Source organism: Nonomuraea sp. NPDC050783 (assembly GCF_040802095.1).
In the GTDB taxonomy this organism is placed as follows: domain Bacteria; phylum Actinomycetota; class Actinomycetes; order Streptosporangiales; family Streptosporangiaceae; genus Nonomuraea.
In genome coordinates, this window is the sequence record NZ_JBFAHK010000005.1 from 421,470 (window position 1) to 436,942 (window position 15,473).

The following is a 15,473-nucleotide window of genomic DNA, read 5'->3' on the forward strand; positions in this document are numbered from 1 at the left end:
CTTACGCGCGGGGACTCTTGGCGAGTATCAGGGTGCCATACCGCCGCGCGGCGCTCAGACCCCCCGGCAGGTCCGCGGCCTTCTGCCCGCGCCACCGCGTGACCAGCCGATCCACGGCCAGCACGTGCGTCGCGGAGAGGGCGCCGGACGGCGCTCCGGCGGCGAGGGCCGCCCGGCGCAGCACCCGCCGCCGCACGGCGTCGGGAAGCTTCTCCAGTTCCCCCACGGCGAGGGCCACAGACCCGTCGATATCGCTAAGAGCGCAATTCTGGAACGCCGATTCGGCCCACTCGTCCAGCGCGTCGGCGTCCTCGCGGGCCATCCGGGCGGTCCGCGCCAGCGCCTCGGCCACGCCGGGGCCGAGCTCCGCCTCCAGCACGGGCAGCACCCGGCGGCGGACGCGGACCCGGGTGTAGCGGGGGTCGTCGTTGTGCGGGTCGTCCCAGGGGTCGAGGCCGAACGCCCGGCAGGCGGCCACGGTGGTGGCCCTGGGCAGCTCCAGGAAGGGCCGGCGGTAGCGCCCGGCGCGTGCCGCCATGCCGGACAGCGAGCGCGGCCCGCTCCCCCTGGCCAGCCCGAGCAGCACGGTCTCGGCCTGGTCGTCCCTGGTGTGGCCGAGCAACACGGCGGCGGCCCCGTGCCGGTCGGCGGCCTCGGCGAGCGCGGCGTAGCGGGCGTCCCTGGCCGCCGCCTCGGGGCCGCCCGCGGTGCCCACCGTGACGGTGAGGACCTCCGCGGGCTCCAGCCCCAGCCGGGCGCCCTGGGCGGCGACCTCGCGCGCCCGCCCGGCCGAGCCCGCCTGGAGCCCGTGATCGACCGTCAGCAGCCCGCCGCGCAGGCCCGTCCGCGGAGCGGTGAACGCCAGCGCGGCGGCGAGCGCGGTGGAGTCGGCCCCGCCGCTGCACGCCGCCAGCACCAGGGCCGCGCGCGGCAGGTCGGCGAGCGCCTCCCGGACGGCCCTGCGGACGTCGGCTACGGCTGGATGTGGACCCACGGCTGCCATTGTCGCGGGTCCACGGCACCGGCGGAGAACCGCCGGCCGGTCAGGAGGCGGGAAGGGCGGGCTTGCCGACCACGCGGTCGATCCAGGAGCCGGGGTCGGCGATCTCCTGGAGGGTGGGCAGGGTGTCCTTGCTGGTCCAGACCTTGTTGAAGCCGTCCATGCCCACGCGGCCGACCACCTGGCGGACGAACGCCGAGCCCTCGGCGTACTGCTTCATCTTGACCTCGATGCCGAGCAGCCGCCGCACCGTGCGGTCGAGGCGGGAGCCGCCCTCGCGGCGCTGGGCGAACTTGCCGCGGATGTCGGCCACCGACGGCACCACGGACGGGCCCACGGCGTCCATCACGTAGTCGCCGTGCCCCTCCACCAGGGTCATCACGGCCGTCAGCCGGTCGAGGATGGCCTTCTGGGCGGGCGACTGGATGACGTCGATGAGGTTGCCCTCGCCGCCGCGCACCACGTCGGCCACCGTGTCGGCGGCGTTGCGGAGGCGTTCGAGCAGCGTGGGCAGGTCGAGGTCGGAGGCGAGCAGGAACTCCGTCATCTGCGAGCGCACGTACTCGCGCAGCCACGGCACGCCCGTGAACTGTACCCGGTGGGTCTCCTCGTGCAGGCACACCCACAGGCGGAAGTCGTGCGGGTCGACGCCCATCTCGCGCTCGGCGTGGACGATGTTGGGCGCGACGAGCGTCAGCCGCCCCGTCGGCTCCTGCCCGGTGGGGTCGGGCGGCAGGAACAGCTCGTACTGGCCCAGCACGCGCGAGGCGAGGAAGGCCAGGACCGCCCCGACCTCGACGCCCGTGATGCGCGAGCCCACGGCCGTGACGATGGCGGGCGGCGGGTTGGAGCTGTTGCCCACGCGCTGGGTCAGGGGTTCGAGCACCACCCGGAACCCCTCGACGTTGGCCTTGATCCAGCCCGGACGGTCCACGATGGTGGCCGGCTGGGGCGAGGTCTCGGTGTGAATCTTCGTGAACTCCCGCACGTGGCCCTCGGCCTCGCGCGACAGGGTGCGGAGCTCGGTGACGGCCTGCCTGGCCTCCTCCCGGCTCACTTGAGGACCGGGGCGCACCAAACGCGTGCCGGTCGTGACGGCCAGATCCCAGTCGATCACCTGCATACCGTCCACCGTACGTGGTTCCGCTCAAGACCGCGCGACGATGGCCGCCAGGCGGTCGAGCACGGGCTCGGCGTTGACCGGCACCTGGTCGGCCATGAACGCGAAGGTGACCAGCCGGCCGTCCTTGGTGGTGGCCAGGCCGGCCAGGGTGTTGACGTTGTTGAGCGTGCCGGTCTTGGCGCGGACCAGGCCCACCTGGCCACGGCTGTCGGCGGCGGTGAAGCGGTGGCCGTTGCCGAGGGTGCCGGAGAAGCCGGCGATCGGCATGCCGGAGGCCACCGCGTGCAGGCCGGGCGAGGACGGCGAGCCGGCCATCGCGACCAGCTTGGCCAGGGCGGCGGGGCTGATGCGGTTGCGGGTGGACAGGCCGCTGCCGTCGGACAGCGCGATGCCCTGGGCGGCGTTCAGCCGTTGCAGCACGGCGAGCGCGGCCTTGGCGCCGCCCTCGAACGAGGCCGGCTGGCCCTCCTTCAGCGCGACGTGCCTGAGCAGCGCCTCGGCCATGTCGTTGTCGCTGCGGGTGAGCGTGTGCTCGACGAGCGCGTAGATCGGCGCGGACTCGACCCGGCTCAGCTCGGCGGCTCCGGCCGGGGCCCTGCCGGGGCGGACCGGCCCGGTCACGGAGACGCCCTGCTTGCCGAGCAGCCGGGCGAAGGCGGCGGCGGCGTGGGCGGGCGGGTCGGGGACGCGGGGGATGTTGGCGCGCGGGTTCTGGCGGCCCTCGTCCATGGCGAGGGCGTACACCGGGGCCACGTTGCCCTCGGGGATGTAGCCGGGCTTCCAGCCGGCGGCCTTGGCGGGGCCGGTGAACAGCGACGTGTCGTAGGTGAGGGTGACCTTCTTGACGTTCTGGGCCTTGAGCGCGGCGGCCGTGCGGGCGGCCAGGGTGGCGAGGCTCGCCTGCTTCGGGTACGCCGGCCGGGCCGACGGGCCCGCCAGCAGCGGGTCGCCGCCGCCCACGAGGACCACCGAGCCGGGGGTGCCGCCCTGGACCACGCGGGTGGCCAGGCGGGTGTCCGGGCCCAGCGAGGCGAGCGCCGCGGTGCAGGTGGCGATCTTGGTGGTGGAGGCCGGCGTGATCGGCGTGTCGGCGTTCGCGGCGAAGATCCGCTCGCCGGTCACCGCGTCGAGCACCACCGCGCCCACCCGCTCGCCGAGAGCTTCGTCACCCAGCGCGTCGGTGAGCTGCCGCGTCAAAGTACCCTTAGTCGGGAGAGGTCCGTTCCCTGACGTCGCCGAAAGCCCGGCCAGCACCGGCCCGGAGGTGACCACGGGGACGGGTGGAGGAGACCCTTCCGGCGGGGACGCCGTCGGCTCGGTCGGTGACGTCTGCCTCGTCAGCGCGCCCAGGCTGAAGTCGGTGGTCATCGCGTACACGCCGGTGACGACCGTCAGCACCTGGAGCACGGCGAGAGTGGCCAGCGTCACCAACCGGTCGTGCCGCGCCACGTCGCCTGCCCTCTCTCCTGTGTTCGCCTAGAGACATTAACGCCCGTCCGGGGGTGCCCGGGGGCTTGAGCGGAGGAACCGCGGTGGAGTTCGACGTTGTCGTTGAGATTCCCAAGGGACAACGGAACAAGTACGAAGTGGACCACGAAACCGGGAAGATCCGGCTTGACCGGCTCCTGTTCACCTCCACGCAGTACCCCGCCGACTACGGCTTCATCGAGAACACCCTCGGCGAGGACGGCGACCCGCTCGACGCCCTGGTGCTGCTGCAGGAGCCGACCTTCCCCGGCTGCTACATCACCTGCCGGGCGGTCGGCATGTTCCGGATGACCGACGAGAAGGGCGGCGACGACAAGGTTCTGTGCGTGCCGTCCACCGACCCGCGGATGCACCACATCCAGGACATCCACCATGTGTCGGAGTTCGACCGGCTGGAGATCCAGCACTTCTTCGAGGTCTACAAGGACCTGGAGCCCGGCAAGTCCGTCGAGGGCGCCAACTGGGTGGGCCGCGCCGAGGCCGAGGCCGAGATCGAGCGCTCCTTCCAGCGGCTCAAGGAGTCCGGCGGGCATCACTGACGCCTCAGAGGGGCCTGGTGGCGCCCACCAGGTCCCCTCGCCAGAGCGGGGCCACCCGCACCACGTCGCCGGTCTGCGGGGCGTGCACCATCCGGCCGCGGCCCACGTAGATGCCGACGTGGTGGATCGTGGCGGGGTCGTTCGGGTCGTAGGCGAAGAACAGCAGGTCGCCGCGGCGCAGCCGGTTGAGCGGGACGTGCGGGCCGGCCGTCCACTGGGTGCCCGTCCAATGGTCGAGCCGGACGCCGGCCCGCTCCCAGGCCCGCATCGTCAGGCCCGAGCAGTCGTAGGTGGCCGGGCCGGCCGCCGCCCACACGTACGGCTTGCCGAGCTGGGTGAGCGCCCAGTCGGCGGCCACGTCCCCCAGGGCCGAGCCGCCGGTCATCAGCGCGGCCGCCGAGGCCGCCACGGCGCGCCGCCTGGCCAGCAGCTCGGCGCGGCTGCGGGCGGCGTCCAGGCGGTGCCGCAGGCGGTCCTCGCGGGCCCGCAGCGCCCGCGCCTCAAGGCGCTGACCGGCCACGGCGGCCCTGGCGGCCCGCTTGGCCGCGGCGGCGCGCCCGGCCAGGGCCTGCTGGGCCGCGCGGGCCTCGATCGCCTGGGTCCGCAGGATCGCGGCCACCTCGCGGGCGTCGCGCAACCTGGCCAGGATCGCCGCCCGCTCGCCGCTGAGCTGGTCGAGCAGGCCCGCGCGGTGCAGCGCGCCGTCGTCGTCGCCGCGGTCGGTCAGCAGGCCCATGATCGGCTCCAGCGTGCCGAGCCCGCCGTACGCCTGGGCGGCGAGCAGCGCGACCGGCTGCCTGGCCCGCTCCACCTCGGCGTCGGCGGCGGCCAGGCGCGCCTCCGCCCGGCGGGCCCGCTCCTCGGCCGCGCGCAGCCGCACCATCTCCCCGTTGTACGCCTCCACCAGGCGCTCCACCTCGGCCGTCAGCCTCGCCAGGCGGGACTGCGCGGTGGCCAGCCTGGCGCTCGTGGCGGCCAGGGCGCGGGAGCGCTCGCGCACGGTCGCGCGGGCCTGGCGGACGGTCCGGGGAGCTTCGTGACCGGCCCCGCGGCCGTCGCCGCCGGTCCCGCGGCTGTCGCGCGGGCCGGGGCGGGGCTCGGGGCAGGCCGGCGGGCACAGGGCGACCAGGAGGCAGCCCGCCAGCAGCACTGCCGCAAATGTGCGCATAGGTCCCCCGAAAAGATCTGGTTACTCTATGCACACGATTCCCACCGGTTCACTCACGTAACGTGACAGGGCACTCCGGTGCGGACGAAGTCAGGCGGTGCCGCCGGGCGAGGTCTGCGGTTGCTCGCTGGGCGCGGGCGTGACCGTCGCCGGAGGCGGGGCGGAGGGGGTGGCCGTCGTCGGAGGCGGGGCCGGGGTGGGCGTCGGGGTGAGGCAGGCCGCGGCGTGCGGGCAGGAGCCGCCGGGGCGCGGGCGCGGGCGGGGGCCTGGGCGCCCCGGCCACGCGGTGCGGCTCGCGCTGGGATCCCGGCCCGAGCCGCCGGGGCCGGGGACGTCCGGGACGACCGGGGTGACCGTGTCGTGGCCGGGCTCGGCGGGCGCCGCCGGAGGGCTCTGCGGCCGGGCGGGCCCGGTGGGCGGGGCGGGCACAGTGGGCAGGGCGGGCACAGTGGGCAGGGCGGGCACGGTCGGCACGGCGGGCGGCAGGGCGGGCACGGGCCCGGCGGTGCCGCCCGAAGGGTACGGCGCGACGGCGGGGCGGGTGGCCGTGGCGTTCACCACGGGCTCCACGGTCATGGGCACGTCCTGGGGCGGCTGCCGCTGCCAGGGCAGCCGGACGGCGGGAGGCTCGCCGGCCGGGGGGAACGCCGCCGTCGTCACCTCCCGCACCACGCCGTCGCCGCCGAGCCCCTGGAAGATCACCGCTGTCGCCGCCACGGCCACGACCGCCGCCAGCGCCACGGCCAGAGCTCTGGGCCACCGCGGGGTCTCCTCCACCCTCTCCAGGGGAACGGGAAACCCGGCGGCGCCCAGGCCGCCCGCGCGCCGGGCGACGTAACGCCGGTAGGGCGCCAGCTCGGGGTCGGCGAAGCAGCTCAGCACCCTGACCCGCAGCGAGCCGGGCAGCTCGGCCGGCGGCAGCAGCTCCAGCACCTTGGCGGCCGAGACCTGCCGGCTCCGGTACGGCGAGCAGGTCGCGCACTCCCGCAGGTGCCGCGCCAGCCGCGCGCGGGTCTCGGGGGTCAGCCTCCCGGAGGAGCCCTCCAGGATGGCGGCCCGTCCGGGGCACTCGCCGGGCCGCGTACGGGCCAGGACCTCGACGGTGATCGCGCTGCGCAGCCGGTCGCGCGCGGCCTCCACGGCGGCGCGGGCCTGGCGGACCGGGACGGCGAAGACCTGCGCCAGCTCGGTGTCGGGCAACCCGTGCCGGATCGCCAGCTCCAGCACCTCGCGGTCGGCGAGGGGCAGGCTCTGGACGGCGTTCCAGGCCGTGACTCGCAGCTCGGCCGCGCGGGCCTGCTCCGGCGGGAGGCCGGACGGGACCTCGGGCGGGACGGGGGCCCGCGGGGCGGCGCGGCGGCGCAGGCATTCGGCGCGGGCCAGGGCGTACAGCCAGGAGCGCAGCCGGGCGGGCTCGCCCAGCGACCCGGCGTGCGCCTCGGCGGCGATCAGCGTGTCGCGCAGCGCCACCTGGGCGCTGTCGGCGTCGGGGAGGAGGGACCGGCAGTAGCGGTAGACGCCCTCCGCGTACGCGTCGTACAGCGCGGCGGGAGCGCCGGGGTCACGGGCGCGGAGCGCGTCCACCAGGGTGCGGTCGTCCATGTGACCGAAGGTAATGGATCGGTAACTAGTAGTTCCAGCGGTTCCGCGCCGATGGCATCACTTGTCGGTTCAGTTTCGAGGAAGCAATCGCGATTTTTCGCGAATTATTGGCGGTAATCCGCCACGATCTGCGTGCTCCGGTCCTCCGCGAACGGCTCGGTCGTCGGCTTGACCGTGTGCACCGGCACGGCGCCGGCCATCGCCAGGTCGTCGTAGGGGCGGCCGGTCGAGCCCCAGGTCCTGGCCGTGATGTCGGTCCTGGCGACCGCCGCGCCACGCGGCAGCCCCGAGGCGGTCATGATGAAGCGAGGAGGGCTGCCGGCTTTCACGTCGTCCACGAACGTGCTGCCGCCGCCGAGCAGTTTGCCCGCCTTGTCGCGCAGCAGCGCGTTCACGACCAGGCTTCCCGCCGCCAATTGATAGGGATTACCCACATATCCGGTGATGAGGTAAGAGCCGTTCTTCTGGCGCAATGTCTGGGCCCGCGTGATGGGGAACCGCTGGAAGGCGGAGGCGATGCGCGCCGCCTGCCGCCACTGCGCGGGCCGGTACCGGATGACCACCTTGGCCGGCTTCTCGGCGGCGGTGGCCTGCCCGGTGAACTCCAGCGTCCCGCCCGGCGGCACCGCGTCCAGCGGCTGGTCCAGCCGGACGACCTCCGTCCCCTTGGCGTCCTGGCCGACGATCGTGGCCACCACATGCTCGCCGAAGTGCCAGGGGTTGGCGTTGCTGAGCACACCGGCCCAGTTGACGGCGTACCCGTCCGCCGACTTGACGATGTTCGAGACCTGTTCCTTGAGCGCCAGAGGCTTGAGCTCCTGCGCCGGCTGCTTGTCGCTGGAGCACCCCGCGAGGCAGATCGCCCCGAGTGCGAGAAGGCTGGCGGTTCGGCTGCGTGGGATCACTTTGCCGTGATAACCCGCGCATGGGCACGGCTGGCACGTGACACGCGCCAGCCGTACCAACTCTTTAACGCCGCCGCACGACCCTGGTCTCGTCCCAGACCGGCTCCGGGGACTCGTAGACCGTGCCGTCGGAGCCGAAGACCAGGTAGCGGTCGAAGTCGGCGGCGAACCAGCGGTCGTGGGTGACCGCCAGCACCGTGCCGTCGAAGGCGTCCAGGCCCGCCTGCAGCGCCTCGGCGCTGGCCAGGTCGAGGTTGTCGGTCGGCTCGTCGAGCAGCAGCAGCGTCGCCCCGGACAGCTCCAGCAGCAGGATCTGCAGCCGGGCCTGCTGGCCGCCGGACAGCGTCTCGAAGCGCTGCTCGGCCACCCGGCCCGCCAGCTCGTAGCGGGCCAGCGCCTTCATGGCCTCGTTCTTCAGCCGGGCGTGCTCGGCCATGACGATCTCGACTGGGGTACGCCCCCGCAGGTCGGGCCGGGCATGGGTCTGGGCGAAGTGGCCGGGCACCACGCGCGCGCCCAGCCGGGCCGTGCCCTCGTGCGCGACCGGCTCGCCTGCCAGCAGGCGCAGGAAGTGCGACTTGCCGGAGCCGTTGGAGCCGAGCACCGCGACCCGCTCGCCGTACCAGACCTCCAGGTCGAACGGGCGCATGAGGCCGCTCAGCTCCAGGCCCTCGCAGATGACCGCGCGCTTGCCGGTGCGCCCGCCGCGCAGCCGCATGCGGATGTTCTGCTCGGCCGGGGCCACCTCGGGCGGGCCCGCCTCCTCGAACCTGCGCAGCCGCGTCTGGGCGGCGTGGTAGGCGGGGGCCATGCCGTCGTTGTACCTGGCCTTGTTCTTGAGCATGTTGACCAGGGCCTTGAGCTTGGCGTGCTCCTCGTCCCAGCGCCTGCGCAGCTCGTCCAGGCGCTCGTTGCGGGCCCTGCGGGCCTCGGCGTACGTGGCGAACCCGCCGCCGTGGATCCACACCCCGCCCGACTCGACCGTGACGATGCGGTCGGCGGCGTTGGCGAGGAGCTGGCGGTCGTGGCTGACCAGCAGCACGGTCTTGGGCGTCTCCTTGAGCTGCTGCTCCAGCCACTCCTTGCCGGGCACGTCGAGGTAGTTGTCGGGCTCGTCGAGCAGGAGGGTCTGGTCGGGGCCGCGCAGCAGCGCCTCCAGCACGAGCCGCTTCTGCTCGCCGCCGGACAGCGTCGCCACGTCCCGGTACTTCACCCTCTCGTACGGCACGCCGAGCGCGGCCACCGTGCAGGTGTCCCACAGGACCTCGATCTCGTAGCCGCCCGCGTCGGTGTAGTCGGCGATGGCCTGCGCATAGCGCATCTGCGTCTTCTCGTCGTCGCGCTCCATCATGGCCAGCTCGGCCGCGTCCAGCCGCTCGGCGGCCTCGCGCACGGCCGGCGGCGCCACGCCCAGCAGCAGCTCGCGCACGCCGCTGCCGTCCCGGACGCTGCCGATGAACTGCCGCATCACGCCCAGCCCGCCCGAGCTGGCGACGCTGCCGTCCACGGGTTGCAGGTCGCCGGCGATCAGGCGCAGCAACGTGGTCTTGCCCGCGCCGTTCGGCCCGACGAGCGCCGCCTTGACCCCCTCACCGATGCGGAAGGAGACGTCGTTGAGCAGGGGCCGCCCGTCGGGCAGCACGTATGTCAGATGTCCTACTTCGACGTGGCCCATTCGCGCAGGTTATCCGCCGGAATCCGCCTTCCGCACCCGGTTTTCGGCCGGCGTTCCTTGTCCGCGTCGGCGAGAGGCCCTGGACAGCAAGTGATCTAATGACTAGAACTGTAGGGAACCTCACCCCCTAGGAACCAGCCATGACGCGATTCCGCTCCGCGCTCGCCCCCCTGGTCATCGCGTTGCTCGGGCTCACGGCCGCGCCGTCCCCGCCCGCCGGGGCGGCGGCCGGGTGCGCCCCCGTGGTGGTCGCCGGCGCCGCCACCGATGCCCGCCTGACGAGCCTGTTCACCGCGTACGGCGGCGACAACAGCCGCCTGGACGACTGGACCGGCGCCGACGGCACCTACTCGCTCCGGCTGCCGGGCGGCAAGGAGCTGTGGATCTTCTCCGACACCTTCCTGGGCCGGGTGAACGCCGACGGCTCGCGCCCGCCCGTGGTCGAGGAGGGCGGCAGCACGGTCTTCCTCAACAACACCTTCGCCGTCGAGCGCGGCGGCCGGCTGTCCACCATCCACGGCGGCACCGCCGCGGACCCGTCCGCCGTGATGCCGCCGCGCGACGGCTCCCACTGGTACTGGGCCGGGGACGCCACGCTGGCCGGCGGCGTCGTCGAGGTCACCTACCAGGAGTACGAGCGCTTCGGCACCGGCACCTGGGACTGGCGCTGGCACCGCAACGTGGTGGCCAGGTTCGCCCCCGGGCGGCTGGAGCGGCCGATCAGCGTGCACGACCTGCCCTCCGGGCACGGCGTCTCCTGGGCCTCCGCCACGCTCAAGGACGGCGGCTACACCTATGTCTACGGGGTGGAGGACCTCGGCTCGCCGAAGTACATGCACCTCGCCCGGGTCAAGGGGCAGAGCCTGCTCGGGACGTGGGAGTTCCTGACGGCCGGCGGCACCTGGTCGCCGGACGAGGCCGACTCGGCGCGGATCATGAGCGGGGTGGCGAACGAGTACAGCGTCACCCGGGTCGGCTCCCGGTACGTCCTGATCACGCACGACACCTCCACGCCGCTGAGCCCGGAGATCGTGGCCTACTCCTCGTGCTCGCCCGCCGGCCCGTTCACCGACCGGCAGCACGTCTACACGACCCCCGAGACCGGCGGGAACGTCTTCACCTACAACGCCCACGCCCATCCCGAGGTCGCCGGGGACGGGCTGGTGGTCTCCTACAACGTCAACAGCTTCGTCAACACCGACCACTACCGCGACGTGACCATCTACCGCCCCCGCTTCCTGGACGTGACCCTGAGGTGAGACGCAACTGGGGAGCACGGCTGCGGCACGTCACCCTCGACGGGCTGCGGGCGGTGGTGCTGGAGAACGAGCGGCTGCGGGTGACCGCCGTGCCGGGCAAGGGCGGGGACGTGGTGGAGTTCCTGCACAAGCCCACCGACACCGACCTGGTCTGGCTCTCGCCGCAGGGCCTGCGCGATCCGCGCGACCACCTTCAGGGCGCGGCCGACGACGTCGCCCAGTTCGTGGACCACTACGAGGGCGGCTGGCAGGAGGTCTTCCCCAACGGCGGCGCGCCGAGCGAGTACCGGGGCGCGCGGCTGGCCCAGCACGGCGAGGTCGCGGGCCTGCCGTGGTCGTGCGAGGTCGTGGCCGACCGCGAGGAGGAGGTGGCGGTCCGGCTCGCGGTGCGGACGCGGCGGCTGCCGTACCGGATGGAGAGGGTGCTGCGGCTGCGGTCGGGCACGGCCGCGCTGGAGGTCGAGTCGTCGGCCACGAACGACTCCCCCGTCCCGCTGCACGCGATGTGGGGGCAGCATCTCGTGTACGGCCGGCCGTTCCTGCGGCCCGGGGCCCGGATCAGGCTGCCGGAGGGGGTGCGGGTGATCCCGCACGGGAGCGCGATCGGGCCGGACGGGCGGCGGCGGGTACGGCCGGGCGGGCCGTGGTGGTGGCCGCTGGTGCCCGCCGCCGACGGCGCGGAGACGGACCTGAGCGTGGTCCAGGAGCCGGGGGCGCCGAGCGACATCGTGTACCTGACGGGCTTCGGCCCCGAAGGTTGGTACGAAATTTCAGGGGATATCGGTATGCGAGTGACCTGGGACGCCACGCTCCTCCCCTACCTGTGGATGTGGCAGGAGCTGGGCGCGTCCACCGGTTACCCCTGGTGGGGACGGGCGTACACGCTGGGCCTCGAACCGTTCTCCAGCATGCCGACCGACGGCCTGGCCGCGGCCGTGGCCAACGGGACGGCTCTCGCCCTCGGCCCTCACGAGACGAAGAGGTTGCGGTGGCGCGTGGAGGTGGTGCACCAGTGAGCGAGTTCGACGGCAAGGTGGCGCTGGTCACGGGCGGCTCGACGGGGATCGGGCGGGCGGTGGTGGACCGGCTGGCGGCCGGCGGGGCGTCCGTGGTGCTCTGCGGCGCGGGCAGGGAGGCCGAGCTGGACACCGGGCGGGTGGTCGGCCGCATCGCCGACGTGCGCCGGGCCGGCGAGATGCGCGACCTGGTGGAGCTGGCGGTGTCCCGGTTCGGCGGGCTCGACATCGTGGTGACCTGCGCGGGCGTGCAGCGCTACGGCACCGTCGAGGACACTCCCGAGGAGGTCTGGGACGAGGTGCTGGACGTCAACCTCAAGGGCGTCTACCTGACCTGCAAGGCCGCCGTCCCCCGGCTGCGGGCGCGCGGCGGCGGCTCGATCGTGCTCGTGTCGTCGGTGCAGGCGTTCTCCTCACAGGCCCAGGTGGCGGCCTACACCGCGAGCAAGGCCGCGATCAACGGCCTGACCAGGGCCATGGCGCTGGACCACGCGCCCGACGGCATCCGGGTCAACGTCGTGTGCCCGGGCTCGGTGGACACCCCGATGCTGCGCTGGGCGGCCGACCTGTGGCGGGGCGAGCTGTCGCAGGAGGAGCAGGTCCGGCAGTGGGGGCAGGCCCACCCGCTGGGCCGGGTGGGGCGGCCCGAGGAGGTGGCCGAGCTGGTGGCGTTCCTGGCCGGGCCGCGCTCGTCGTTCATCACCGGGGCCGAGCACCGCGTGGACGGGGGCCTGCTGGCGCGGAACCCGGCCGCGCTCCCCGAATAGGCGTTTTTCCTTTCTTGAATGGCAAGAGTTACGTCAACAAGAAAACTCCCAGGTCAATCCCTTGATACGAGTGTGACGGCGTCCACGGCGCGCGACCCGCGAACGGGCGTTCAGCCGCAGCCGTTTCGGCGAGTCATGACGACTCGTATTCGGGACGGCACGCTAAGTTACGTGGTCGAAACGACTCACCGATCGAGGAGAGACCTGTGAGGATCAGCAAAAAGGCCGCCGGCATCGTCGCGGCGGCCGCTCTGTTCACCGTGGTCGCCCCCGCCGCAGCCGCGGTGGCCAGCCCCCGCTCGACCTGCTACGGCGGCCGGGTCTGCCTGTACGCGGGCTTCGACTACAACCGCGGGCAGGTCGATCACTGGCGCGACTTCGTCTCGGACGATTCGAACTTCGCCGACAACAACTGGCTGAACTGGGACTTCAGCAATTCCTGGCAGAGCATGAACAACGAGACCAGTTCGGTGCGCAACCGAATCGGCTGCAGTGCCACGCTGTGGCAGCACCCGGGTTACACCGGCGCGCACAGCACGTTCACGCACAACTCCAACGACGGGTTCCTCGCGAACAACGCCGTCGGCAGCAACCGCGCCAGCTCGCTCGACATCTGGTGCCGCTGACCGGAAACGGGGGTGCCGGTTTCCGGAACTGGCCGCTGGAAACCGGCTGTCGCGCTCTTCTCGCAGGCACGTCGCTGCTGGCCGTGGCCGCCTGCGGGGCGGAGGAGCCACGACGGCTGCCGCCCGCGCCCGCGGGCGTCACCGCGGTCGCGCAGCTCGTGCTTCCGTTCGACGCGTACAAGACCACCCCCGAGCAGCGGGCCACCCTGGGCAACGCGCACAACCTGCTGGTGATGCGGTGCATGCGGGCGCACGGCGTCACCCTCGATCCGCCCGTGGAGGACCCGGCGCTCATCGCCGAGCTCGACCCGGGCAACTCCCGCCGCTACGGCGTCGTGGACACCGAGGCGGCCCGCCGCTACGGCTACCACCTGGCCCGCCCGCCCTCCCCCGACACCACCGCCGCCTGGGCGGCCGCCCTGCCCGCGCCCGCCCGGCAGCACCTGTACGGGACCGCGAAGCAGCGCGGTTGCCTGGACCGGGCGACGGCGCTGCTGGAGCGGGGCGCGCGCAGGGCGGACTGGCCGTGGCTGTCGGAGCAGGACGCGCTCACCCTGGAGCAGTCGGCGAAGGAGCCACCGGTGACGGCGGCGGCCGGGCGCTGGCACACGTGCATGAGCCAGGCCGGCCACGACTACCCGGAGCCGGAGGCGGCCATCGCCGACAGCCGCTGGAACCTGGACGAGCGCACCGTCACCGAGGACGAGAAGCAGACCGCGGTCGCCGACACGCAGTGCAAGTGGTCCTCGGGCCTGGTGGCCGCCTGGCACGCGGCCGACGCCGAGCTGCAGCGGGCCGTCGTCAGGGACAACCAGGGGCGCTTCGCCGCGCTCCACGCCAACCTGGCCGCCCGGCTGCGGCAGGCGTCAGCCGTGCTCGCCCAGCACGAAGGCGGCCAGGTCCGCTGACTGGCGCAGCCGGCTGGGCTCGTGGACGTACATCATGTGCCCGGCCTCGTAGTAGGCGAACTCGATGTTGCGGGCCAGCTCGGCGGGCACCGGCAGGTGCGCGAAGGCGTGCTCGGCGGCGAAGTACGGCGTGGCCCCGTCGTGGTAGCCGCAGGCCACGTGCACCCGCAGGTGCGGGTTGGCCCGCATCGCCGCGGCCAGCTTGTCCACGACCTGGACGTGCTCGCCCTCGAACTCCTTGTACGACCACGGCTGCACCCGCGAGGTGAGCAGCTCGTACGGCAGGTCGCTGGCGTAGCCCAGCTCGGTCCGCAGGTAGTGGTTGAGCGCGGCGCTGTACGGCCCCATGATCGCGTTCATGCTGGGGTCGGCGGAGAAGTGCTCGCGCCCGGCGTCGGGGTCCCAGCCGGTGAAGCGGCCGTCGAGCCGCCCGACGACCTGGCGGCGCGGGCGCAGCACCTCGGTGAAGAAGCGGATGTGCTCGATGCGCAGGTCCACCCGGTCCACGTAGTCCTCGCTGAGGCCGGTGAGGGCGGCGGTCCTGGCGACGGCGGCGGCGCGCTCGTCGGCGGTGAGCCGGTTGCCGCGGGCCAGCGCCCACGGGTAGTCGCGCCCGGCGAACTCCTCGGCCTCGCGCAGCACCTCGGCCAGCGGCCGGTCGCCGTGCAGCCCGTGGTAGTGGGCGATGGCGGCGTAGGTCGGCAGGTAGAGGGCGTAGGCCAGGTCGTTGCCCTGGTTGAAGTCGCCGGTGATGAAGTCGAGCACCGAGGAGATGAGCATGACGCCGTTGAGGTACATGCCGTAGCGCGACTGCAGGTGGTCGGCGAGGCCGGCCGCGCGCACGGTCCCGTACGACTCGCCGGCCAGGAACTTGGGCGACATCCACCGCCCGTTCCTGGTGGTCCACAGCCGGATGATCTCGCCGACCGACTCCAGGTCGCCGGTGAAGCCGTGGTACGGTTCCGGCTTCTCGCCCTCGGCGGCCCGCGAGTAACCGGTGGAGACCGGGTCGATGAAGACCAGGTCGCTCACCTCCAGCAGGCTCTCCTCGTTGTCGGCCAGCCCGTACGGGGGCGGCAACAGCGCTCCCGCGTCGCCCATCACCACCCGGCGCGGCCCCAGCACGCCCAGGTGCAGCCACACGCTCGACGAGCCGGGCCCGCCGTTGAAGGCGAAGGTGACGGGCCTGCGCCGGGGGTCGGCGCCGTCCAGCGTGTACGCCGTGACGAACACCTCGGCCTTGGGCCGCAGCCCGTCGAACCTGCCCTCGGTGAACACCTCCTCGCGCAGCACCATCGTGCCGGTCACGGCGGTGTAGGGCTGGCCGGAGGGCAGGGTGTGGGAGGTGGTCACCAGGGTGTCAGCGGGCGGGGCCGGCTGTGAAGTTTCCGACATAT

Annotated in this window: 14 protein-coding genes; 6 read left to right on the forward strand and 8 right to left on the reverse strand. The window is 73.4% G+C overall.

Translation table 11 applies throughout. From position 1 onward, the window contains the following. Position 1: 1 nt before the first annotated feature. The 3 genes from tilS to dacB are packed head-to-tail and all read right to left on the reverse strand — an operon-like array spanning position 2 to position 3,572. Positions 2-1,003, reverse strand: a complete 1,002-nt coding sequence (gene tilS, locus AB0H75_RS16565) for a tRNA lysidine(34) synthetase TilS (protein ID WP_367796792.1) — start codon at positions 1,001-1,003, stop codon at positions 2-4. 40 nt (positions 1,004-1,043) lie between these two features. Continuing rightward, positions 1,044-2,123 (reverse strand): zinc-dependent metalloprotease, encoded by a 1,080-nt coding sequence (locus AB0H75_RS16570; RefSeq protein WP_367796794.1) that lies wholly within the window; start codon positions 2,121-2,123, stop codon positions 1,044-1,046. 24 nt (positions 2,124-2,147) lie between these two features. Continuing rightward, positions 2,148-3,572, reverse strand: a complete 1,425-nt coding sequence (gene dacB, locus AB0H75_RS16575; RefSeq protein ID WP_367796796.1) for a D-alanyl-D-alanine carboxypeptidase/D-alanyl-D-alanine-endopeptidase — start codon at positions 3,570-3,572, stop codon at positions 2,148-2,150. Between the two features lie 83 nt (positions 3,573-3,655). Here dacB and AB0H75_RS16580 point away from each other — a divergent pair, with 83 nt between their 5' ends. After that, positions 3,656-4,150, forward strand: a complete 495-nt coding sequence (locus AB0H75_RS16580; RefSeq protein WP_091081296.1) for an inorganic diphosphatase — start codon at positions 3,656-3,658, stop codon at positions 4,148-4,150. Positions 4,151-4,154: 4 nt separating this feature from the next. On the opposite strand, the gene AB0H75_RS16585 is transcribed toward AB0H75_RS16580, so the two are convergent. From AB0H75_RS16585 to AB0H75_RS16600, 4 genes are all read right to left on the reverse strand, one after another. After that, on the reverse strand, positions 4,155-5,318 hold the full coding sequence (locus AB0H75_RS16585; protein WP_367796801.1) for a C40 family peptidase: 1,164 nt from the start codon (positions 5,316-5,318) through the stop codon (positions 4,155-4,157). Between the two features lie 90 nt (positions 5,319-5,408). Beyond that, a complete protein-coding gene (locus tag AB0H75_RS16590) occupies positions 5,409-6,920 on the reverse strand; it encodes a sigma factor (RefSeq protein ID WP_367796803.1) in 1,512 nt (503 codons plus the stop codon). A 104-nt stretch (positions 6,921-7,024) separates the two neighbouring features. After that, positions 7,025-7,825 (reverse strand): hypothetical protein, encoded by an 801-nt coding sequence (locus AB0H75_RS16595; RefSeq protein WP_367796805.1) that lies wholly within the window; start codon positions 7,823-7,825, stop codon positions 7,025-7,027. A 64-nt stretch (positions 7,826-7,889) separates the two neighbouring features. Beyond that, complete coding sequence (locus AB0H75_RS16600) at positions 7,890-9,500, reverse strand: ABC-F family ATP-binding cassette domain-containing protein (protein WP_367796807.1); 1,611 nt, start codon at positions 9,498-9,500, stop codon at positions 7,890-7,892. A gap of 140 nt (positions 9,501-9,640) precedes the next feature. On the opposite strand from AB0H75_RS16600, the gene AB0H75_RS16605 reads away from it, so the two are divergent. The 5 genes from AB0H75_RS16605 (at position 9,641) to AB0H75_RS16625 (ending at position 14,076) form a co-directional block, all read left to right on the forward strand. Continuing rightward, on the forward strand, positions 9,641-10,759 hold the full coding sequence (locus AB0H75_RS16605; protein WP_367796809.1) for a DUF4185 domain-containing protein: 1,119 nt from the start codon (positions 9,641-9,643) through the stop codon (positions 10,757-10,759). After that, positions 10,756-11,775 (forward strand): DUF4432 family protein, encoded by a 1,020-nt coding sequence (locus tag AB0H75_RS16610; RefSeq protein ID WP_367796811.1) that lies wholly within the window; start codon positions 10,756-10,758, stop codon positions 11,773-11,775. The genes AB0H75_RS16605 and AB0H75_RS16610 overlap by 4 nt, the downstream gene beginning before the upstream one ends. Then, complete coding sequence (locus AB0H75_RS16615; RefSeq protein WP_367796813.1) at positions 11,772-12,542, forward strand: SDR family NAD(P)-dependent oxidoreductase; 771 nt, start codon at positions 11,772-11,774, stop codon at positions 12,540-12,542. The genes AB0H75_RS16610 and AB0H75_RS16615 overlap by 4 nt, the downstream gene beginning before the upstream one ends. Positions 12,543-12,748: 206 nt before the next feature. Next, entirely contained in the window at positions 12,749-13,168 is a 420-nt protein-coding gene (locus AB0H75_RS16620) for a peptidase inhibitor family I36 protein (protein WP_367796815.1), read from the forward strand. Between the two features lie 83 nt (positions 13,169-13,251). Next, positions 13,252-14,076, forward strand: coding sequence for a hypothetical protein (locus AB0H75_RS16625; protein ID WP_367796817.1), 825 nt, complete (start codon positions 13,252-13,254; stop codon positions 14,074-14,076). On the opposite strand, the gene AB0H75_RS16630 is transcribed toward AB0H75_RS16625, so the two are convergent. Next, positions 14,035-15,471, reverse strand: a complete 1,437-nt coding sequence (locus tag AB0H75_RS16630) for a S10 family peptidase (protein ID WP_367796819.1) — start codon at positions 15,469-15,471, stop codon at positions 14,035-14,037. The genes AB0H75_RS16625 and AB0H75_RS16630 overlap by 42 nt on opposite strands. Positions 15,472-15,473 lie beyond the last annotated feature (2 nt).